Source organism: Bradyrhizobium sp. SK17, from assembly GCF_002831585.1.
Lineage (GTDB): Bacteria > Pseudomonadota > Alphaproteobacteria > Rhizobiales > Xanthobacteraceae > Bradyrhizobium.
This window is the reverse complement of sequence record NZ_CP025113.1, coordinates 1,344,592-1,365,590: the sequence shown is the minus strand read 5'-3', so window position 1 is coordinate 1,365,590 and position 20,999 is coordinate 1,344,592. Positions and strand designations below refer to the sequence as shown.

The window sequence follows — 20,999 nt, the reverse complement described above, 5'->3', positions numbered from 1 at the left end:
GTAGTCCGGACGGAGTGCAGCGCAATCCGGGCTACCGGTCTTTGGGAATCACGCCGCATCCCGCGCGTGTTCGACGCGGTCGCGGCCGTGGCGCTTGGCCATGTAGAGCGCCTGGTCGGCGGTGCGCATCAGGCCGCCGAGATCGAAACCGCTTTGCCTGACGGTGAAGCCGATGCTGATCGTCACCGGCAATTGGGTGACGCCGTCGAGGATGGTTCTTTCGGCGCAATCGCGGCGGATTTGTTCGGCGCCATGCGCGGCCTGCTCGTGGCTCAGGCCGGTCAGCACCGCCGCGAATTCCTCACCGCCGTAGCGGGCGACCAGCGCGCCGTGCCGGACCGCGAACTGGCGCAGCACGTCGGCGATCTCGACCAGCACCTTGTCGCCGATCTCGTGTCCGTAGCGGTCGTTGATCGACTTGAAATGATCGATGTCGCACATCAGCACCGCCGCCGACGCACCGTCTGTCTGCGCCTGGTCGAGAGCGGCGGCCGCCTCGGCATCGAAGCCGCGCCGGTTCAACAGGCCGGTCAGTTGGTCGGTCTGCGACATCAAGGCGAGCTCGCGCCGGGTCTGCGCGAGCTCCAGCATCAACAGGCCGGCGCGCCAGGACATCGCACCGCTGAGCGCGATCGAGATGAAGACCCCGGCGGTGAGCCCGAACAGCTGCATCTGGCCGACCGTGATCGGCGCCGCGAGACTGCGGCCGAACACCAGCATGCCCATCGTGAACGACATCACCGCGGTCGAGAGCGCGGCGATCGCCATCACCTTGCCGGTACGGCGCAGGACATCGGCGCGGGTCTCGATCTTGATGGTCATCTCAGTCTGCGCACGCCCCGGTGATCCCTGGAATCCTTGATCCGGGCGGTGTTGCCAATTGCTGAAGGAACCGAGGCAGCGCGCGCTGGCGTTAATGGCCGGTAAAGCCGATCGCTCAAATGCGCGACGGCGCGCGGCGATCGCGGTCAGTCGATCAGGACTTCCTCGTCCGGAATTTCGGCCGGCGCGCCGTCGCGCAAATAGCGCTCGAGAATCGCGGCGAGCGACAGCGGCGTCAGCCGCTCCTCCGCGCCGGACAGCTCGGCGATCGGCCACCAGCGGAAGCAGTCGAGCACCGCCGCTTCGGCCTGGTCGGCCATCACAGGCTCGAATCGGTCAGCGTGAACGATCCGGTACTCTTCCTTCTGGGAGAACCGCCGGCCGCCCCAATTGAAGGTGTGATGGCGCCGCCAGACGACAGGACCGTGCGCGAACGCGGTCAACCCGACTTCCTCGGCCAATTCCCGCCGCAGCGTCGCTTCAGGCGTCTCGTCACCCTCGATGCCACCGCCCGGAGCAACCCAGAAGGTGTCGCCGCCATGTGGCGGACGAATCCGCAACAACAGCACTTCGCGTTCGCCGGTGATGATGAGCGCCCTGACGGCGCGGCGGTGGCAAGATGTGCGGAAAGGCCGGCGCCCGCAAACTATCCTCCGAAGAGCGCCGATAGATCGCCCGCGACCGGCATTAGTTCGTGGGAATCGGTGATAAGCAATCAGCTTCCTAATTCAGATTGCTTAGGAACGCGGATTGTGCGATATATCAAACCCATGACATTTACCACCGATTCTCTTGATGACGCGGGTGTGCTGGCCATCATGGTCAAGCATGCGCGCGCCTATTTCCGCAGGCATGCCGCTGAGAAGGTCATCGAGCAGGCGAAAGCCGAGATCAAAGAGGAGAGCAGGATCATCGCGACCTGCGAAGCGTCGTTGAGGATATTTGGCTGTGACATCGAGACCGATGAGGCGTGGACCGCCCTCATGGAAAAGTACCGTGAGCGCGTTTTCGAGGTGCTCAAGCTGGAGGGCTTCGTGCCCCGTACGGCCACGCTCGAGCAGGCTGAGGGCTCAACCGAAGGCGAGGCCGGACACGGATTGCCGCCGAAGCCGCAGATGCCGACCATCCAAGAGATTCTGCTAGAGCGGCTGCAAGAAGCCGCAGCCGATGGCTCAAAGGCCGCGCCGCTGCGCGATTATATCCAGCAGACTTATAATATTGAAATTCATGAGAAAACCGTCGGTATGACGCTGTACCGACTTCTCAAGAAGGGACTAGTGCGCCGCTTGGGGCACGTATGGTTTTTCGTGCCGCAGATTCCTGCGGATACGAAAAAACCCGGCGATCCACCGCCGGGTCTTCTCGATCTACTCAAGTAACTAGGAGGGCCGAGCCGTGCACGACACCAGCTAGTTCTGATCACGACGACCGGCGGGAGTAGCGCCCCGCCGGACTTCCTTCTGCCTGCGTGCATCGGTAGCTCAGCTGGATAGAGCGCCTGTCTGCTAAACGGGGGGTCGCTGGTTCGAGCCCAGTCCGGTGCACGCCTTTATTGTAGGAGAATGCGTAGCTTTTTCAAGGGGGTGAGCTATTAAAATACTAAACGAATCAACGGCTTAAGCCGTAGGATTTTGCGACCTACAAAACCATCAATAATTTCAAACTGAACTTTTGCTTGACGAAAACTACAACAGGTTCTGGTTTGTTCTCCATGAACAAGCTGCCGTCGAGAAGTGCTCCCATCTGGCCGCTCTCCTAAATCGGCTAACCGGAGGGAGAAATGTTTAGGCAAGAAGGGGGAAATACGTCGCCTATTGCGACGGCGAGTGTGGCGCTACGGTCCACACTGGACTCCGATCATTCCATCAAGCCGTCAACTACATCAGTCGCGCAGAAAGCTGGGACAACCGTAAGCGCGAGAACGGGTGGCACAACTACTGCCCAAGCTGCGCTGAATACGCGGACCCCGAACGCGATCTCGCTGGCATCCACTTCGGAAGACGAGCCATCCCCGACGAGGATTGGGCCAGAATTTTCAAACTGACGCATTACCAGCGCTGATATCACGCGCCGGCCGATCGTGCCCGGCGCCGATGGTTAATCGCGTCTTAACCTCGCCCTATCTATGGTGACTTGATCGGTTTACGGTCGGCGCCCCTCAACCCCGACCGCAGTGAAAGTGCTGGCATTTCAACCATGGCAATGACCGCCTCATCCGGCTTGGCGCAGGGCGCCGGCGATGTCGCATCCGCCGGCCAGGCCGAGCGTTCCCCATTCGTGCGGACCACCGAGCTGCTGGCGCCGTACCAGCCGGCTAAGCCATTGATTACGCTATCGGTCGGCGAGCCGCAGCACCCGGTGCCTGACTTCGTCGGGCCGGTGCTGTCGAAATTCACCGCCGATTTCGGCCGCTATCCGATGGCCAAGGGCATCGAGCCGTTCCGCCGCGCGGCCGCGACCTGGCTGTCGAGCCGGTTCCAATTGCCGCGTCCGCTCGATCCGGAGAGCGAGGTGATGGTGCTGAACGGCAGCCGCGAGGGGCTGTTCTTCGCCGCGATCGCCGCGGCCCGCTACGTCGCGCCGCGCAAGGGCCGGCCGGCGGTGCTGATGCCGAATCCGTTCTATCCGGCCTATGGCGCCGGCGCTCGCGCCGCCGGCTGCGAGCAGATCTATCTACCGACCACGCTCAGCAACGGCTTCCTGCCCGATCTCGATTCGATCGACGAGGCGACGCTGGCGCGCACCGTGGCGTTCTTCCTGGCCTCGCCTGCCAATCCGCAGGGCTCGGTCGCCTCGCGCGCCTATTTCACGCGGCTGAAGCAGCTCGCCGATCGCCATGGCTTCATGATCCTGAGCGACGAGTGCTATTCGGAGATCTACACCCGCGAAGCGCCGGGCAGCATGCTGGAATGTGCCGGCCCCGACTTCACCAACGTGGTCGCGTTCCAATCGCTGTCGAAGCGCTCGAACCTGCCGGGCATGCGGGTCGGCTTCGCCGCCGGCGACCGGAAGTTCATGGCCGCGTTCCTCGAGCTGCGCAATGTCGCGGCACCTCAGGTGCCGGTGCCCTTGCAACATGTCGCGGTCGCCGCCTATGGCGACGAGGCGCATGTCGAGGAGAACCGCAGGCTCTATCGCATCAAGTTCGATCTCGCCGACCAGATCCTCGGCAGCCGCTACGGCTACAAGCGGCCGGCCGGCGGGTTCTGCGTCTGGCTCGACGTTTCCGATCGCGGCGGCGACGAGGCGACGACGGTGAGGCTGTATCGCGACGCCGGCGTTCGCGTGATTCCCGGCAGCTATCTGGCGCGCGAGCAGAACGACGGTTCCAATCCGGGCGCGGGCTATATCCGGCTTGCGCTGGTCTCCGACAGTGAATCGACGGCCGAGGCGATGCATCGCCTGGTCGAAACCCTGGGTTAATCGCGAAGCGCGAAGATTGAGTATGCCAGCGATCGAACGTGTCATCCCCCTGGTCGGCCATTTGCCGCTCTCGTTGCGCGAGGCGCTGGCGCGACGGCTGCGCGAACTGACCGGGCTCGGCCTGATCGCGCTGTCGGGCGCCATCACTGCCGCGCTGATGACCTGGTCGGTGCAGGATCCGTCGCTGAGCCACGCCACCTCGCGCGCGATCCGCAACGTGCTCGGCTACCCCGGCGCGATCGGCGCCGACCTGTTGATGCAGATCCTCGGTCTCGGCTCGATCATGTTGCTGCTGCCGGTCGCGGTGTGGGGCTGGCGGATGCTGACGCACCGTCCATTCGACCGCGAGGCGCTGCGGCTCGGCTGCTGGATCCTGTGCACGGTGATCGCGGCGGGCTTTGCCAGTTGCTGGCCACACAACATCGCATGGCCGCTGCCGACCGGGCTCGGCGGCGTGGTCGGCGACGCGCTGCTGCGGACGCCGGCCGTGGTGTTCGGGCCGCCCGGCTTCATCTATCGGGTGGTGCTGGGGCTGATCCTGTTCGCGGCGATGGCCGTGACCTTCCTGTTCGCCTGCGGCTGGGGCGCCAAGGAGCGCGATCCGGAGCTGACGCCGATCGCCGATGACGACGAGCCGTTCGTCGAGGAGGACGAGGATCGCAGCTCGGTCTCGCTGGGTTGGCTGTTCCACGCCCTGATGAGCGCGAAGGCGCGGCTCGGCTGGTTGTTCACATCAGCCTACAAGTCGCTGGTCTCGAGCGGATCGCAGGGCCGCGCTGGCGCGTTCGAGCGCCAGGAGCCGAATATCGGCAGCGGCCGCGCGGCGCCCTCGATCGCGCCCGCGCATGACGATCACGACGACGAGGATGACGCCGAAGAGCCCGGCGACGACGAGGAAGAAGAGGACGAGGAGGAGCAAGCTCCCGTCGCCCGCGCGCCGCGCAAGAAGGCCGAGCCGAAGCCGAAGAAGAAGAATTCCGACAAGTTCGAGCTGCCGTCGGTGTCGGTGCTCAGCGCGCCGAAGGCCAGCGATCGCCAGCCGCTGAGCAAGGCCGAGCTCGAAACCAATTCGCGCTCGCTCGAAGGCGTGTTGCAGGATTTCGGTGTGCGCGGCGAGATCGTCAAGGCCAATCCGGGCCCGGTGGTCACGCTGTACGAGCTGGAGCCCGCACCGGGCATCAAATCGTCGCGCGTGATCGGACTGTCCGACGACATCGCGCGCTCGATGAGCGCGCTGTCGGCACGCGTCGCCGTCGTCGCCGGCCGCAACGCGATCGGCATCGAGCTGCCGAACGCGCATCGCGAGAAGGTCTATCTGCGCGAGCTGCTGGTGGCCAAGGAGAGCGTCGATTCGGTCGCCAAGCTGCCGCTCTGCCTCGGCAAGACGATCGGCGGCGATCCCGTCATCATCGACCTCGCGCGCACGCCGCACATGCTGATCGCCGGCACCACCGGCTCCGGCAAATCGGTCGCGATCAACACCATGATCCTGAGCCTGGTCTACCGGCTGCGGCCGGACCAGTGCCGGCTGATCATGGTCGATCCGAAGATGCTCGAACTTTCGGTCTATGACGGCATCCCGCATCTGTTGACGCCTGTCGTCACCGATCCGAAGAAGGCGGTGGTCGCGCTGAAATGGGCCGTGCGCGAGATGGAAGAGCGCTACAAGCGGATGGCCAAGCTCGGCGTCCGCAATATCGACGGCTACAACCAGCGTCTCGTCGAAGCCAAGGGCAAGGGCGAGGAACTGACGCGCACGGTGCACACCGGCTTCGACAAGGAGACCGGCAAGGCGATCTACGAGGAAGAGAAGCTCGATCTCGAGCCGCTGCCCTACATCGTGATCATCGTCGACGAGATGGCCGACCTGATGATGGTCGCCGGCAAGGACATCGAAGGCGCGGTGCAGCGCCTGGCGCAGATGGCGCGCGCCGCCGGCCTGCATGTGATCCTCGCGACGCAACGTCCGTCGGTCGACGTCATCACCGGCACCATCAAGGCGAACTTCCCGACCCGCATCGCCTTCCAGGTGACGTCGAAGATCGACAGCCGCACCATCCTGGGCGAGATGGGCGCCGAGCAGTTGCTCGGCCAGGGCGACATGCTCTACATGGCGGGCGGCGGCCGCATCAGCCGCGTGCACGGCCCGTTCGCATCCGACGAGGAAGTCGAGAAGGTGGTGCGTCACCTCAAGACGCAGGGACAGCCGGAATATCTCGAAGCCGTCACTGCGGAAGAGCCGACCGACGAGGACGGCGCGGTGTTCGACGCTACCGGCATGGGTGGCGACGGCGGCGGCGATCTGTTCTCGCAGGCGGTTGCGATCGTCAAGCGCGACCGCAAGGCGTCGACCTCCTACATCCAGCGCCGGCTCCAGATCGGCTACAACCGCGCCGCTTCGCTGATGGAACGGATGGAACTCGAAGGCATCGTGGGACCAGCGAATCACGCCGGAAAGCGCGAAATCCTGGTTGCGGAGGAAGAGGGCCAGTTCTGATCGGGAGCGATCATCACGGAAAAACCATATCTCCCTCGGAAGAGGCGGGATAGAATCCGGCCAAGCGGGACGAGCGTCGAACAGAGACCTGACATATCTGATGGCAAATCAACTCATTGACCGCGGCACGCGCATCGCGCTGGCTTTCCTCGTCACCGCCGCGATCGCCGGCGCCGCGACGGCGCAGAACACGCCGCCGAAATCCGCGCCCAATGGTGCCGCGAAGACTGCGCCGAAGGCCAAGGACGCCGGCGCGCAGAGCAACGCGGACAAGGGCCCGACGACCACCGGCGCCACCCAGGCACCGCCGAATCCGGTGATTCCCGATCCGCGCCGCAACGTGCCCGCCAACATCTTCCAGACCTTCGACGCCAACCAGAAGGCGCAGGCCGCCAAGGTCTCGGCCTATCTGTCGTCGCTGCAAACGCTGGTCGGGAATTTCGTCCAGGTCGGCCCCGACGGCACCAAGACCAAGGGCGATTTCTACATCCAGAAGCCCGGCAAGCTGCGCTTCGAATATGACGATCCGAGCACCATCGAGGTGATCGCCGACGGCTCCTCGGTCGCGGTGCGCGACCGCAGGCTCGCCACCCAGGACGTCTACCCGCTGTCGCAGACCCCGCTGCGCTATCTGCTGTCGGACCGCATCGACCTGATGAAGGACACCAACGTCATCAGCGTCACCGCCGACGACGTGTTCGTCAGCATCACGATCGAGGAGAAGCAGGCGCTGGTCGGCACCAGCCGCTTCCTTTTGATGATCGGCGCCAAGGACGGCAAGCTCAAGCAGTGGACCGTCACCGATCCGCAGGGCTACGACACCACGGTCGCGGTGTACAATCTCGACGCCACCCAGAAGCCCGATCCGTCGCTGTTCAAGATCGACTTCACGACCTATCCGGGCACCTCGCCGGGATAGCGGGACCAGCGATTCCCCGGCTGTGGACAATTGAAATCCGCACTGAGAACCGTGTAAGACGCAGCTCTCATGCGGTTCTCCATCACCACCTGGAATATCAACTCGGTGCGCCTGCGCATCGACATCGTCGCCAAATTCCTGAAGAGCGCCCGGCCGGACGTGCTGTGCCTGCAGGAGACCAAATGCATCGACGATGCGTTTCCGCTGAAGCGCTTCAAGCGGCTCGGCTACGAGCACGTCGCGCTGAACGGGCAGAAGGGCTATCACGGCGTCGCCATCGTCTCGCGCCTGCCGTTCGAGTCTACCGACATCAGGACGTTCTGCGACAAGATCGACTCGCGGCACATCTCGGTCTCCTTCGGCGAGAAGGCGCAGCTTTCAAAGCCGCTGGTGCTGCATAATTTCTACGTGCCGGCCGGCGGCGACATTCCCGATCCCGCGCTCAACCCGAAGTTCGAGCACAAGCTGCAATTCCTCGACGAGATGAAGAGCTGCGAGCCGCTGCATCCGCGCGGCGATGACCGCCACATCCTGGTCGGCGACCTCAACGTCGCGCCGCATGAGCACGACGTGTGGTCGCACAAGCAGCTGTTGAAGGTGGTCTCGCACACGCCGATCGAGACCGAGAAGCTGCTCGCGGCGCAGGCGCATGGCGAATGGTTCGACGTCGCGCGCGAGCGGATCCCGATGTCGGAGAAGGTCTACACCTGGTGGAGCTATCGCGCCGCGGACTGGACCGTCGGCGATCGCGGCCGCCGGCTCGATCACATCTGGGTCTCGCGCGCGCTGAAGGATCACGTCAGCGATTTCAAAATCACCCGCGACGCCCGCAGTTGGGAGCGCCCTTCGGATCACGTGCCGGTGACGGCGGTGATGGAGGTGTAACGCGCGGCTGCGACCCCTGGGGTTGTTATCCGTCATCCTGAGGAGCACGTAGCGCGTCTCGAAGGATGCCCGGCCCGGCTGGTGGCCGTCGACCCTTCGAGACGCGCGCGGGAGCGCGCTCCTCAGGGTGACGGATCAGAGAACTGTCGGCCAACGAGGGCGGCAGTTACGTACTCAGCTTCCCGCCCGCCATCAAAATGTCGCTCGCGAGCTGGCTGGTGCGCAGCGCGAGTTCGTCGCGCAGCCGGCGCGCGGCGGGCGGGTCGCTTTCCAGCACGCGCTGAAACAGGCTGCGCGCGACGCGGATCACGCTGCCGCGCTCCAGCGCGGTCGCGGTCGACGGCCGCTTCATCGCGACGATCAATGCAAGCTCGCCGATCAGTGCGCCCGGACCGGCGATGATCTCGGCGCCGCCTTCCTCGACACGGAAAGTGCCGCGCTGCACGACATAGCCGGCGTCCGCGGCGTCGCCGGCCTTGAACAGCACGTCGCCGGCGTTGAAATCGCGCTGCTCGGAGCCGATCGCCAGCATGCGCAGCGAGCTGTCGCCCAACAGACGCATCGTCGGGACCCGCTCGAGCAGGGCTACGTCATCATCGATCGACATTCAGGGCCGGTAACCGCGGTGCGCCTCGATTTCACGAATCGTTGAGCGCGAAGCGTATCACGGCACCAGCTTGTAGCCACCGGCTTCCGTGACCAGGATTTCCGGGTTGGCGGCGTCCTTCTCGATCTTCTGGCGCAGGCGGTAGATGTGGGTTTCCAGCGTGTGGGTGGTGACGCCGGAATTGTAGCCCCAGACTTCCTGGAGCAGGGTCTCGCGCGACACCGGCATCTGGCCGGCGCGGTAGAGGAAGCGCAGGATCGCGGTTTCCTTTTCGGTCAGCCGCACCTTCCTGGCATTGGCGCCGGTCAGCATCTTGGAGCCGGGCCGGAACGAGTAGGGACCGACCGAGAACACCGCGTCCTCGCTGGCTTCGTGCTGGCGGAGCTGAGCGCGGATCCGGGCCAGCAGCACCGCGAAGCGGAAGGGCTTGGCGACATAGTCGTTGGCGCCGCTTTCCAGCCCCAGGATGGTATCGGAATCGGTGTCGTGGCCGGTCAGCATGATGATCGGCGCCTTGAAGCCGCCCTTGCGAAGCGAGCGGACCACTTCGCGGCCGTCGGTGTCGGGCAGGCCGACATCCATCAGGACCAGATCGGGGGAATTGGCTTTGGCGGCAGTGGCGCCCTTGGCGCCGGTGTCGACTGCGGAGGCCTCGAATTCCTCGTGCAGGGACAGCTGCTCGACCAGCGTATCGCGCAGATCGGTATCGTCATCCACGATCAAGATCTTGCGGGCATTGGCCATAGGTACAATCCTTCGGGGGCAGGGCGGTCGGAAGCGGAGGGCGCTTACGGCCGTAACATCGGCTAGATATGTGCTCAGTTAGGCGATTGTTACCGATTCACAAGGCGGGCCAGTCTACCTCAAATCGAGCAGGGCAGGACGTGAATGTCCTGTAATGCCGGGGAATAGAATGTTTGGGGCATCCAAGGCAAGTTCAGTCTGGAACGATTCTTAAAGGAAGATAAGCTATTTCAATCACTTATACGACAGCCAAACGTGATCGCCCGCTCTCCGCCATCGAGGTCCGCAGCGCCGCCGGTGATCCGCGCCGGGGCTGGCTGACGGCCGCCGGCTGGACCGTCCCCGTGGCGCTCGGTCGCGGCGGAATCCTCGCCAACAAGCGCGAAGGCGACGGCGGCACCCCGCGCGGCATCTTCCATCCGCGGCAACTCTGGTGGCGCGCCGACCGGCACCGGCGGCCCACCACCTTGCTGCCGACCCGACCGATCCGCCGCGAGGACGCCTGGTGCGAGGATCCGGCCGACCGGCATTACAACCAGCCGATCCGGCTCGGCCGCGAGCAGGCCGGCGACCGCCTGACCCGCGAGGACCATCTCTACGACTTCATCGTCGAGATCGACCACAACGCCGCCCCGCGCATCGCCGGCCGCGGCAGCGCCGTGTTCCTGCATCTGGCGCGGCCCAATTTCGGCCCGACCGCGGGCTGCGTCTCGATGACCAAGGCGTCGATGCTGCGGCTGTTGCGGCGGATGTCGCCGAAGACAAGGATCATCATCGAGTAGATGGCAGGGCAGCGGTTTTCCCACGCGACAGGCGCTGCGCGTTTGTGTTGAGATCGCACCCAACCAAGAATAATTCCCGCGGGAGCAAACCAGCATGCTCGACACCAACCAGATCACCGCCGCCGCAAAGGTCCTGACCGACCACTGGCACGCCGGAACGAAACTCGACGCGCTCGATGGCGCGATGCGGCCGCGCGACCGCGCCGAGGGTTACGCGGTGCAGGCCGCGCTCGGGAAAACGTCGCGTGAAAAACTGTTCGGCTGGAAGATCGCGGCGACCAGCGCCGCCGGCCAGAAGCACATCAATGTCGCGGGGCCGCTGGCCGGACGGATCCTCGCCGAAACGGTCATCGTCGATGGCGGCACCGCGTCGATGAAGGGCAATGAGATGCGGGTCGGCGAGCCGGAATATGCCTTCCGCATGGCGCGCGATCTGGTGCCGCGCACCACGCCCTACAGCGTGCAGGAGGTGCTGGAGGCGGTCGCCACGCTGCATCCGGCGATCGAGATTCCGGACTCACGGTTCGCCGATTTCGTCTCCGCCGGCGAGGCCCAGTTGATCGCCGACAATGCCTGCGCGCATCGGTTCGTGCTTGGACCTGCGACCTCGGCGGACTGGCGCGCGATCGATCTGGTCGAAGAGCGCCCGGCCATCACGCTGCGCGGCGAGCGCTACGCCGGCCACGGCAAGAACGTGCTCGGCGATCCCCGCGTGGCGCTGGCCTGGTGCGCCAACGAACTGCGCGCGCTCGGCATCACCCTGCACGCAGGCGAAGTCGTCACCACCGGCACCTGCCACCCGCCGCTGCCGATCCAGGCCGGCGACGTGTTCGCAGCGGATTTCGGCGCGATCGGAAAGGTGTCGGTGAAGTTCGCTTAAAGCGCAGCTCTCGCGGCACAAACCAATGTCGTCCCGGCGCAGGCCGGGACCCATTACCACTGAACTCGGTTGTCGCGCATTGGCTAGCCGCGTGCCCTTTACGAAGGCCGCGGCGTATGGGTCCCGGCCTGCGCCGGGACGACATTGGTTATGCGGCACGCTTCGCGTTAGTTGTGGGGCACCGTCCGCGTCCCGAAGATCGCCGAGCCGACCCGCACATGGGTCGCGCCCATCGCGATCGCCACGGCGAAATCGGCGCTCATGCCCATCGAGAGATGCTTCAGCCCGTTGCGCGCGGCGATCTTGGCGCAGAGCGCGAAATGCGGCGCCGGCGCCTGGTCGACCGGCGGGATGCACATCAGCCCGGAGATCGCGAGACCATAGGTATCGCGGCACGCCGCGATGAAGGCGTCGGCGTCCTGCGGCGCGACGCCGGCCTTCTGCGGCTCCTCGCCGGTATTGATCTGGACGAACAGGTCCGGCAGCCGCTGCTGGGATTTGATTTCCTTGGCTAACGCTTCGCAAATGCTGGCGCGGTCGACCGAATGGATCGCGTCGAACAGCGCGACGGCTTCCTTGGCCTTGTTCGACTGCAACGGCCCGATCAGATGCAGCTTCACATCGGGGCTCGCTTGAACCAGCGCCGGCCACTTGCCCTTGGCTTCCTGCACGCGATTCTCGCCGAATACGCGCTGTCCGGCGGCGATAACAGGCGAAATCGCGTCGGCTGCGAAGGTCTTGGACACCGCGATCAGCGTCACCGAACCGCGCTCGCGCCGGGCTTCCTTGCAGGCCTGCGCGATCTCATTCTCCACGGCGGCGAGGCCGGCCGTTGCGGGGGCGTGTGGTGAATCAGCCGGTAACGGCGTGCTCGGGCTTTGGGTCATGCTTGTGCCGTTCTCAGACAGATGCGGGGGTTGGCTCGAATTTTACCAAATTCGGGAAAGGCTTTTTGAAGCCCTTCATCCTACCCTGCACACGGGCAAGGGATCAGAATGTCGGGCGTCACTTTCAACCGCAATCGCGTCAGACTCAAGAAGGTTCTGGGCATCCGTGCCCGGCTGGCCTTGCTTGCGGTCATGCTGGTCGCACCGCTGATGCTCGATCGCGTGCGCACGCTGGAGAATTTCCGCACCTCGCAGATCGCGCAGGCCGCGGCAGGCTATGCCAATTTGACCGCGCACGCCGCCGAGACCCAGCGCGAAGTGGTCTCCTCGGTCGAGACCATGCTGAAATCGGCCGCCTATATCCGCGCCTCCGGCGGCATAGCGCAGAGCTGCGAGGTGTTGCGCGCCAGCCTGCCGACCGTGCTGCCCTGGATCCGCAGCATCATGTTCGTCTCCAGGGACGGGCTGGTGCAGTGCTCCACGCTCAACATGCAGGTCGGGATGGATCTCGGCGACCGCGAATATTTCAAGAAGGCGCAGGACAATCGCGGCTTCGTGTTCAGCGACTATCTGCGCGGCAAGACCAATGGCCGCCCGATGATGATGGCCGCCTATCCGGTGGCAGCGATCAATCCGGAGCTGGATTCGGTCGTGGTCGCCGGCATCAACATCGACTGGCTGTCGCAGATCATGGCCAATCTCGGCGGCCAGCCCGGCATGGCAGCCGTTCTCGTCGACAGCACCGGCGTCGTGATCGCCGCCCCGACCGATCAGGCGAGCCTGATCGGCCGTTCGCTCGACACCATCCCGCTGATGGCGGCGATTGCCGAGAAGGCCCTGAGCTACGACGAACCGTCCGGCTCGGTGTCGTTCACCGGCGTCGACGGCGGACAGCGCACGCTGAGCTTCGCGCGCATCGCCGGCACCCAGTCCCGCCTGATCGTCAGCATGGACGAGGCCAAGGTGACGGCGGCAATCAACCGCGAGATCCGCACCGCCTATCTGCAACTCGGCTTCGTCTGCCTGTTCGTTCTGCTCGGTGCCCTGGTTGGCGCGGAGCGGCTCGTCATCCATCCGATCGAGCTGATGACCGGCATGGCGCGGCGGTTCGGCGAGGGCGACTGGTCGGCCCGCGTCGCCAAGCACAAGCTGCCGGCGGAATTCGTGCCGCTGGCACGCGCCTTCAACGCGATGGCGGCGCAGCTCAGCCAGCGCGAGCGCGAGCTGGTCGAGTCCAATGACCGCCTCACCGTGATGGCCTCGATCGACGCGCTGTCCGGCCTCGCCAACCGGCGCGGCTTCCAGAGCCGGCTCGACTTCGAGTGGCTGCGGGCGCAGCAGTATGAGTGCGGGCTGTCGCTGATGATGATCGATGTCGATCACTTCAAGCTCTACAACGACACCTACGGTCATCCCGAGGGCGACGCCTGCCTGACGCGGATCGGCGCGACGCTGGCGGGGATCGCTGCCGACACCATGGGCTTCGCCGGCCGCTATGGCGGCGAGGAGTTCTGCCTGCTGCTGCCGAACACCGACGCCGCGCATGCGCTCGCGATCGGCGAGACCGTGCGCACGGCGGTGCTCGGCCTCGCCGTGCCGCACGCGCCCTCGAGCCATGGCGTCGTCACCGTCAGCGTCGGCGTCGCGACGACGAAACCGAACGACACCCAGCGCCCCGGCGACCTGATCGAAGCCGCCGACGCCGCCCTCTACGCCGCCAAGCGCCGTGGCAGGAATGCCGTGATCGAGCACGGCTTCCTGCAGACGCTGGACGAAGCCGGCATGGCGCTGGCGAGCTGAGGTTGACTGCTACACCGCGCGGCCGCCCCCCGAGGCCGCCGGCCGCACGGTTTGGCGCTACCCATGATCAGCGCCCTTGCCCGAAATTGATCAATATCACCCAGCCGCCGCGCCGGACGTATTGCTATCAAAAGTATAGCTGATGTACCCTTGCGTCATTGAAGATGTGCCGATGTTTCTCGTCGACGTCGCCGGACCGCGTGGTCTGGCGTTGAATTTTGATCGCCGCTTCCTAGAGCGAGTGTATTGCGATGACGAAGGTAATGATCAGCAGCAGCCTGCTCGACCTTGAGGACGCGCGGAAGGCGATCATCGACTCCTGCAATCGATTTGAGTTTCAACCGATAGCGATGGAACACGAGGCCGCCGCAAACAGCGACGTTGTCGAGAAATCATTGGCCATGGTCGAGGAGGCGGACTGGTACATCCTCGTGATCGGTTACCGGTACGGATCCAGTTTGCCAGGCGATCCCCGGTCGATCACCGAGATTGAGTATGATCGCGCGGTCACGCTCGGAAAGAACCGTCTGCTGTTCCTCATGTCGGAGGAATACCCGCTGACAAGATCAGCCCTCGGAAAGGCAAATTCCCCGGAACTGCTTGAGCGCTTCACCACCAAGGCGCGGCAAGATCGCGTGCCGTCCTATTTCAGTAACGTGACGCACCTCCAGCTCCAGGTCGAAAAGGCTTTTCGCGATCACATCGACGTTCGGCCAAAGCAGCCGGTCCAATTCACGGGCATTCCGGTTGCGCCAAAGCCCTACATTGCCCATCCATACAGCCTGCTTGAATCGTCGACCTTGATTGGCCGCAGGCAGGAGCTCGAGGTGCTGTCCGGCTGGGCCAAGGATGCGGAAACCCCAATTCTCGCGGTCCAGGCCATGGGCGGAATGGGCAAGAGCGCTCTCACCTGGTCCTTCTTCAATTCCCAGATCAAGGACGGCACCCGCCACGGCTTCGATGGAGCGATGTGGTGGAGCTTCTATGAGCATTCCGCCTATTTCAGCAACTTCCTGGCGCATCTTTATTGCTACTGCTTCCAATGTTCGCTGGAAGACGCGCGAAAGAAGAGCTGGTCCGATCTCGAAGAGCCGCTCTTGCAGTCGCTCGCTGCCAATAGGTTCCTGGTCGTGCTCGACGGGTTCGAACGCGAGCTCAACCAGTATGTGGAAGAGCCCAACCGCCAGAACGAGCTCGAAGGCGACAGCAAACCTCGCGTCAGGGAAAGCCGGCGAAAGGGGCTGCTACAGGACGATGCGGCACAAAACACACGGAAAAAGCGATCGCTGAACGACTCGAGGGCGGCAGAGTTTCTCCAGAAGCTCGCCGCGATGAAATCAAGCAGCCGCATTCTGATATCGACGCGGCTTCACCTCGCCGACCTTGAGACGCGTGACGGCCGGCCGCGGCCCGGCGTGAAGACGCTGAACCTGTGCGGATTGGAGGACGGGGATGCGTTCCTGCTGTGGGAAAGCTACGGGATGCGGGGTTCACCGCAGAGCCTGCGCGGGCTGTTCCAGAGCATCGACGGTCACCCGCTCGTCATCCAGGCCGCAGCCGCCGCACTGGCGGATTATCCTCCCGCCAACCGGGACTACGACCAATACATCCTGAGGCGCCCCGACTTTAACCCCTCGGCCGATCTCCCGCTGCTGCAAAGGCACTCGCATATCCTGTCTCATGCGGTGCTCGGCCTCAGCGAGTTGTCGCGACAGGTCTTCCAGGTCGTCGCGCTGTTCAGGAAGCCGCCGACTTATGCGGTTCTTGACCACATGCTTCGATTGGGCAACGGACCGGTCAAGACCGAGGACGATCTCATAGCCGCGCTGGCCGACCTGGCTGATCGCGGCCTCATTGGTCGAAGCCCCTTGTCGAACCGCTTCGATATGCATCCGGTCATCCGCAACATTGGCCTGCGCTCGATCGATCACGACGCCTTGACGAGCAATTATGAAATGATCCGAGAGGTCTTTGAAGACAATCTCGACAACACCGAGGGTGCGCTCGGAGACGACGTTGCCGGCGACGAAGGGCGACGCCTCGAGAGCAAGCTCGAGATCATGAACGCATATCTCAAGACCGAACAGTTCGACGACGCGTTCGACTTCTACGAGAGCAATCTTGCCGACTTCCTCCACTCAAACGGCATGTCCACGCTTGCCCAGGAATGCCTCGCGCCGCTGTTCAAGGTCACGCGACACGGATCGGGCGTGTCATCAAAGTTGTTGTCGCCGGACCATCAACGTATGGGCTCGCTGTGTTACGCCTATGCCGTGGCAAGAGACTGCCAGTTCGAAAAGGCGTTGCGGCTGTTCGAGTATCACAATTCGCTATGCAGGGAGCCGATCTGCCTGCTCCATCAAACCAACATCTACTCGATCTCGGGTTACAACGTGAAGGTTGAGGAGCTCGTGAAATCCGTATTGGACAGTCTGAAGGCGGAGTACTGGATCGACCTTGAGGACAAATCCGATTACTGGCGAGCCGAATATGCCGCAACCGAGCTCAAGTTTCTTTCGAAACTATACGACTGCGCGGATGATCGGGAGGACGATCGGCTCTGCGATTACATCACTCGGAGGGCCTGCTTCATCATCGGTTCCGGCCTGGATATTGATGTGACCGACAACACCGGTGGCTTCATCGCGGAGCTGGCACTTGGCCCCCTCAAGAGAGGTCGCCGCCATGAAGAAGCTCTCTCGTTCAGTCAGGAGATGACCGATTATTTCTCAAGGGCCGGCAATTCGGGAGAGGCCCTGTCCTGGCGCGAGCATGCCTGCGATGCCAAGGTGGGATTGGGTTTGCTTTCCGAAGCGTTTGGCGAAATTGGAGATATATCACGCGAGTATCTCGACACCGGGAATACGCTATCTGCGGTCGGTTGCCGTCTGCGGCAGGCGAGAATTCTCGCGAAGCTCGAAAGCCCGGCCGAGGCATTGAACCTGCTGGGTGTCCTCGATGATCGTTTCACCGAGATGCAAGCTCACAGCTACCGGATCGCCGCGATTTGGGAGCGGGCCAAGATTCTGGAGGCGCAGGGCGAGATCATAAAAGTCGTCGCGCTCTGCAAGCAGATCGTCAAGCTATACTCGCCGCCATATCTCTCGTTCGACGGCACCAAGGAGCTGAATTTCGCCCGTCGCATTCTCCGCGAGTACGACGCCGGCGGCGATCACGATATTGAATTGTCCAAGCCACTGGACTGGATCTCGCAGTTCGAGCAGGGCAAGGACCCGTTTAGCCACGGCCAGCGGCCGTTCGATCTTGCGACGTTCCGGAAATGTATTCTCCATTAGCCATCGCTCGGCCCGACCGGTGATGCAGTATTCCGGAGATGGCCGGTATCGGGCCGATAGGCCGCGGCGTACCCAATCCCGATCGGATTCCGGACCGGTTGCCTCGCGGCCGCCATCCGTGCCGGCTTTCGCCGGGACGACGGGAACTACGCGCGGGCCGTCACAATGACCATTCGGCGGTATGACCATTCGGCGGTCCCCAAGCCGTTGACCCCATGGGCGTTTTTGTGGCCTAGTCCGCCGTCCCCGGATGGGACCCGAAAATCACCGAAAACCCTGCGATTTCATGACCGCCGAACGCTACAACGCCCGTGAATCCGAACCCCGCTGGCAAGCCATCTGGGACGAAAAGGCGATCTTCGCCTCCAAGAACGACGATCAACGGCCGAAATACTACGTGCTCGAGATGTTCCCGTACCCGTCCGGGCGCATCCATATCGGGCATGTCCGCAATTACACGCTCGGCGACGTGCTGGCCCGCTTCATGCGCGCCAAGGGTTTCAACGTGCTGCACCCGATGGGCTGGGACGCGTTCGGCCTGCCGGCGGAGAACGCCGCGATCGAGCGCAAGGTGGCGCCGAAGGCCTGGACCTACGACAACATCGCCGCGATGAAGAAGCAGTTGCGGTCGATCGGGCTGTCGCTGGACTGGAGCCGCGAATTCGCGACCTGCGACCCCAGCTATTACAAGCATCAGCAGAAGATGTTCCTGGACATGCTCGCCGCCGGCCTCGCCGAGCGCGAGAAGCGCAAGCTGAACTGGGACCCGGTCGACATGACCGTGCTCGCCAACGAGCAGGTGATCGACGGCCGCGGCTGGCGCTCGGGCGCCGTCGTCGAGCAGCGCGAGATGAGCCAGTGGGTTTTCAAGATCACGAAATACTCGCAGGAACTGCTGGAGGCGCTGGACGGTCTGGACCGCTGGCCCGACAAGGTGCGGCTGATGCAGCGCAACTGGATCGGCCGCTCCGAGGGCCTGTTGATCCGCTTCGCGCTGGACGCGGCAACCACGCCGGCCGGCGAGACCGAGCTGAAGATCTTCACCACGCGGCCGGACACGCTGTTCGGCGCCAAGTTCATGGCGATCTCGGCCGATCATCCGCTGGCGCAGGCGGCTGCCGCGAAGAACCCTGAGCTCGCCGCATTCATCGCCGACATCAAGAAGATCGGCACCGCGCAGTCGATCATCGACACCGCCGAGAAGCAGGGCTTCGACACCGGCATCAAGGCGGTGCATCCGTTCGATCCGAGCTGGAAGTTGCCGGTCTATGTCGCGAACTTCGTGCTGATGGAATACGGCACCGGCGCGATCTTCGGCTGTCCGGCGCACGACCAGCGCGACCTCGACTTCGTCAACAAGTACAATCTCGGCAACGTGCCGGTGGTCTGCCCCGAGGGCCAGGACCCGAACACGTTCGTCATCACCGATGTCGCCTATGACGGCGATGGCCGCATGATCAATTCGCGCTTCCTCGACGGCATGACGATCGAAGCTGCCAAGGAAGCGGTCGCGAAACGGCTGGAATCCGAACTGCGGGGCAATGCACCGGTCGGCGAACGGCAAGTGAATTTCCGGCTGCGCGACTGGGGCATCTCGCGGCAGCGCTATTGGGGCTGCCCGATCCCGGTGATCCATTGTCCGAAGTGCGACGTGGTGCCGGTGCCCGACGACCAGTTGCCGGTGACGCTGCCGGAGGATGTCTCGTTCGACAAGCCGGGCAACGCGCTCGACCATCATCCGACCTGGAAGCACGTCAGCTGTCCGAAGTGCGGTGGCAAGGCGGTGCGCGAGACCGACACGATGGACACCTTCGTGGACTCGTCGTGGTACTTCGCCCGCTTCACCGATCCGTGGAACGAGACGGCGCCGACCACGCCGGCGATCGCCAACCGGATGATGCCGGTCGACCAGTATATCGGCGGCGTCGAGCACGCGATCCTGCATCTGCTCTACAGCCGCTTCTTCACCCGCGCGATGAAGGCCACCGGCCACATCGACATGACGGAGCCGTTCGCCGGCATGTTCACCCAGGGCATGGTGGTGCACGAGACCTACCAGAAGGCCGACGGCGCCTGGGTGACCCCGGCCGAGGTGAAGATCGAGGTTGGCGGCAATGGCCGCCGCGCAGTGCTGCTGGCGACCGGCGAGGACATCGCGATCGGCCCGATCGAGAAGATGTCGAAGTCGAAGAAGAACACCGTCGACCCCGACGACATCATCGCGAGCTACGGCGCCGATGTGGCGCGCTGGTTCATGCTGTCGGACTCGCCGCCGGATCGCGACGTGATCTGGAGCGACGAGCGGGTGCAGGGCGCCTCACGCTTCGTGCAGCGGCTGTGGCGGCTGGTGAACGAATCCGAGGAGATCGCCAAGGCGGCGCCGGCGGCCCGGCCGGCAACGTTCGGACCGGAGGCGCAGGCGCTGCGCAAGGCGGCCCATGGCGCGCTCGACAAGGTGTCGTCCGGGATCGAGCGGCTGCATTTCAACGTCTGCCTCGCCCATATCCGCGAGTTCACCAATGCGCTGGCCGACGTGCTGGCCAAAGGCGACAAGCCGGCGCCGGACCTCGCCTGGTCGATCAAGGAAGCCGCGACCATCCTGGTCCAGCTGTTCTCGCCGATGATGCCGCATCTGGCCGAGGAGTGCTGGGTGGTTCTGGGCCAGACCGGGCTGGTTTCCGAGGCCGATTGGCCGCAAATCGAGCGCGATTTGCTGGTTGAGGACAGCGTGACCCTGGTGGTCCAGGTCAACGGTAAAAAACGAGGTGATGTTACCGTGCCACGCACCGCCCAAAATGCGGAGATAGAGACTGCCGTTTTGGCGCTCGATGCGGTAAAAGCCGCCTTGGACGGCAAACCCGTCCGCAAGGTGATCGTGGTGCCCATGAGGATCGTCAATGTTGTCGGCTAGGATCAGGATCGCCGCCCGGCTCATCGCCGTGGCCGCCTTGGCCGCGCTGACGGCTGGATGCTTCCAGCCGATGTATGCCGAACGCAATCTCGACGGTTCGCCCGGCCTGCGCGAAAAGCTGATGGGCGTCGAGGTTCCGCCGGTCGACAAGCCGAACGCCTCGCGCGAGGCCCGGGTCGGCGTCGAGGTCCGCAACGCCCTCGCCTTCAAGCTCTACGGCACCGCCACCGGCATGCCGCCGACGCACCGGCTGGTGCTGCGCTTCACCACCAGCCGCTCCTCGCTGATGATCGACCCGACCACCGCGCTGCCGACCAGCGAGAATTACGGCATCGACGCCAGCTTCAACCTGATCGAGATCGCGTCGAACAAGTCGGTCATGACCGGCACCACCTTCTCGCGCGTGTCCTATGACATGCCGGGCTCCTACCAGCGCTACGCCCGCGCCCGCGCCTTCCGCGATGCCGAGGACCGCGCCGCGCAGGAGATCGCCGACAATATCCAGACCCGGCTCGCCTCGTTCTTCTCCTCCGGAACCTGATCACC

At 64.1% G+C, this 20,999-nt stretch carries 16 protein-coding genes and 1 tRNA gene; 12 read left to right on the top strand and 5 right to left on the bottom strand.

From position 1 onward, the window contains the following. Window positions 1–48: 48 nt before the first annotated feature. Together CWS35_RS06305 and CWS35_RS06300 are read right to left on the bottom strand one after the other, a co-directional pair. Window positions 49–822 carry a GGDEF domain-containing protein gene (locus CWS35_RS06305; protein ID WP_024583094.1) on the bottom strand — a complete coding sequence of 258 codons (774 nt, stop codon included), beginning with the start codon at window positions 820–822 and terminating at the stop codon, window positions 49–51. 146 nt (window positions 823–968) lie between these two features. Continuing rightward, window positions 969–1,391 carry an NUDIX domain-containing protein gene (locus tag CWS35_RS06300; RefSeq protein ID WP_245438886.1) on the bottom strand — a complete coding sequence of 141 codons (423 nt, stop codon included), beginning with the start codon at window positions 1,389–1,391 and terminating at the stop codon, window positions 969–971. Between the two features lie 201 nt (window positions 1,392–1,592). On the opposite strand from CWS35_RS06300, the gene CWS35_RS39955 reads away from it, so the two are divergent. The 6 genes from CWS35_RS39955 to CWS35_RS06270 all read left to right on the top strand — a co-directional run bounded on the left by CWS35_RS39955 (window position 1,593) and on the right by CWS35_RS06270 (window position 8,546). After that, window positions 1,593–2,201, top strand: coding sequence for a hypothetical protein (locus CWS35_RS39955; RefSeq protein WP_100951352.1), 609 nt, complete (start codon window positions 1,593–1,595; stop codon window positions 2,199–2,201). A gap of 91 nt (window positions 2,202–2,292) precedes the next feature. After that, window positions 2,293–2,366 (top strand) — tRNA-Ser (locus CWS35_RS06290). Window positions 2,367–3,018: 652 nt separating this feature from the next. Then, the gene (locus CWS35_RS06285) at window positions 3,019–4,245 is read left to right on the top strand and encodes an aminotransferase class I/II-fold pyridoxal phosphate-dependent enzyme (RefSeq protein WP_100951350.1); all 1,227 of its coding nucleotides are present in this window, start codon (window positions 3,019–3,021) and stop codon (window positions 4,243–4,245) included. A 16-nt stretch (window positions 4,246–4,261) separates the two neighbouring features. After that, the gene (locus tag CWS35_RS06280; RefSeq protein WP_100951348.1) at window positions 4,262–6,742 is read left to right on the top strand and encodes a DNA translocase FtsK; all 2,481 of its coding nucleotides are present in this window, start codon (window positions 4,262–4,264) and stop codon (window positions 6,740–6,742) included. A 100-nt stretch (window positions 6,743–6,842) separates the two neighbouring features. After that, on the top strand, window positions 6,843–7,661 hold the full coding sequence (locus tag CWS35_RS06275) for an outer membrane lipoprotein carrier protein LolA (RefSeq protein ID WP_029879651.1): 819 nt from the start codon (window positions 6,843–6,845) through the stop codon (window positions 7,659–7,661). Window positions 7,662–7,730: 69 nt separating this feature from the next. Then, window positions 7,731–8,546, top strand: coding sequence for an exodeoxyribonuclease III (locus CWS35_RS06270; protein WP_024583089.1), 816 nt, complete (start codon window positions 7,731–7,733; stop codon window positions 8,544–8,546). A gap of 166 nt (window positions 8,547–8,712) precedes the next feature. On the opposite strand, the gene CWS35_RS06265 is transcribed toward CWS35_RS06270, so the two are convergent. Then, the gene (locus tag CWS35_RS06265) at window positions 8,713–9,153 is read right to left on the bottom strand and encodes a cyclic nucleotide-binding domain-containing protein (RefSeq protein WP_024583088.1); all 441 of its coding nucleotides are present in this window, start codon (window positions 9,151–9,153) and stop codon (window positions 8,713–8,715) included. A 57-nt stretch (window positions 9,154–9,210) separates the two neighbouring features. Further along, complete coding sequence (locus CWS35_RS06260; protein WP_016841446.1) at window positions 9,211–9,897, bottom strand: response regulator transcription factor; 687 nt, start codon at window positions 9,895–9,897, stop codon at window positions 9,211–9,213. Window positions 9,898–10,130: 233 nt separating this feature from the next. Here CWS35_RS06260 and CWS35_RS06255 point away from each other — a divergent pair, with 233 nt between their 5' ends. Further along, complete coding sequence (locus CWS35_RS06255; RefSeq protein WP_100951346.1) at window positions 10,131–10,679, top strand: L,D-transpeptidase; 549 nt, start codon at window positions 10,131–10,133, stop codon at window positions 10,677–10,679. A 94-nt stretch (window positions 10,680–10,773) separates the two neighbouring features. Beyond that, window positions 10,774–11,559 (top strand): 2-keto-4-pentenoate hydratase, encoded by a 786-nt coding sequence (locus tag CWS35_RS06250; RefSeq protein WP_100951344.1) that lies wholly within the window; start codon window positions 10,774–10,776, stop codon window positions 11,557–11,559. Window positions 11,560–11,726: 167 nt separating this feature from the next. Here CWS35_RS06250 and CWS35_RS06245 read toward each other — a convergent pair whose 3' ends face one another. Next, on the bottom strand, window positions 11,727–12,446 hold the full coding sequence (locus tag CWS35_RS06245) for a YggS family pyridoxal phosphate-dependent enzyme (protein WP_100951342.1): 720 nt from the start codon (window positions 12,444–12,446) through the stop codon (window positions 11,727–11,729). A 108-nt stretch (window positions 12,447–12,554) separates the two neighbouring features. Between CWS35_RS06245 and CWS35_RS06240 the strand changes: the two genes are divergently transcribed. The 4 genes from CWS35_RS06240 to lptE all read left to right on the top strand — a co-directional run bounded on the left by CWS35_RS06240 (window position 12,555) and on the right by lptE (window position 20,994). Further along, complete coding sequence (locus CWS35_RS06240) at window positions 12,555–14,246, top strand: diguanylate cyclase domain-containing protein (protein WP_100951340.1); 1,692 nt, start codon at window positions 12,555–12,557, stop codon at window positions 14,244–14,246. Between the two features lie 263 nt (window positions 14,247–14,509). Further along, window positions 14,510–17,542 carry a DUF4062 domain-containing protein gene (locus CWS35_RS06235; protein ID WP_168226278.1) on the top strand — a complete coding sequence of 1,011 codons (3,033 nt, stop codon included), beginning with the start codon at window positions 14,510–14,512 and terminating at the stop codon, window positions 17,540–17,542. A gap of 286 nt (window positions 17,543–17,828) precedes the next feature. Continuing rightward, on the top strand, window positions 17,829–20,453 hold the full coding sequence (gene leuS / locus CWS35_RS06230) for a leucine--tRNA ligase (RefSeq protein WP_100951336.1): 2,625 nt from the start codon (window positions 17,829–17,831) through the stop codon (window positions 20,451–20,453). After that, complete coding sequence (gene lptE, locus CWS35_RS06225) at window positions 20,440–20,994, top strand: LPS assembly lipoprotein LptE (RefSeq protein ID WP_024583082.1); 555 nt, start codon at window positions 20,440–20,442, stop codon at window positions 20,992–20,994. The genes leuS and lptE overlap by 14 nt, the downstream gene beginning before the upstream one ends. The last annotated feature ends 5 nt before the right edge of the window (window positions 20,995–20,999 follow it).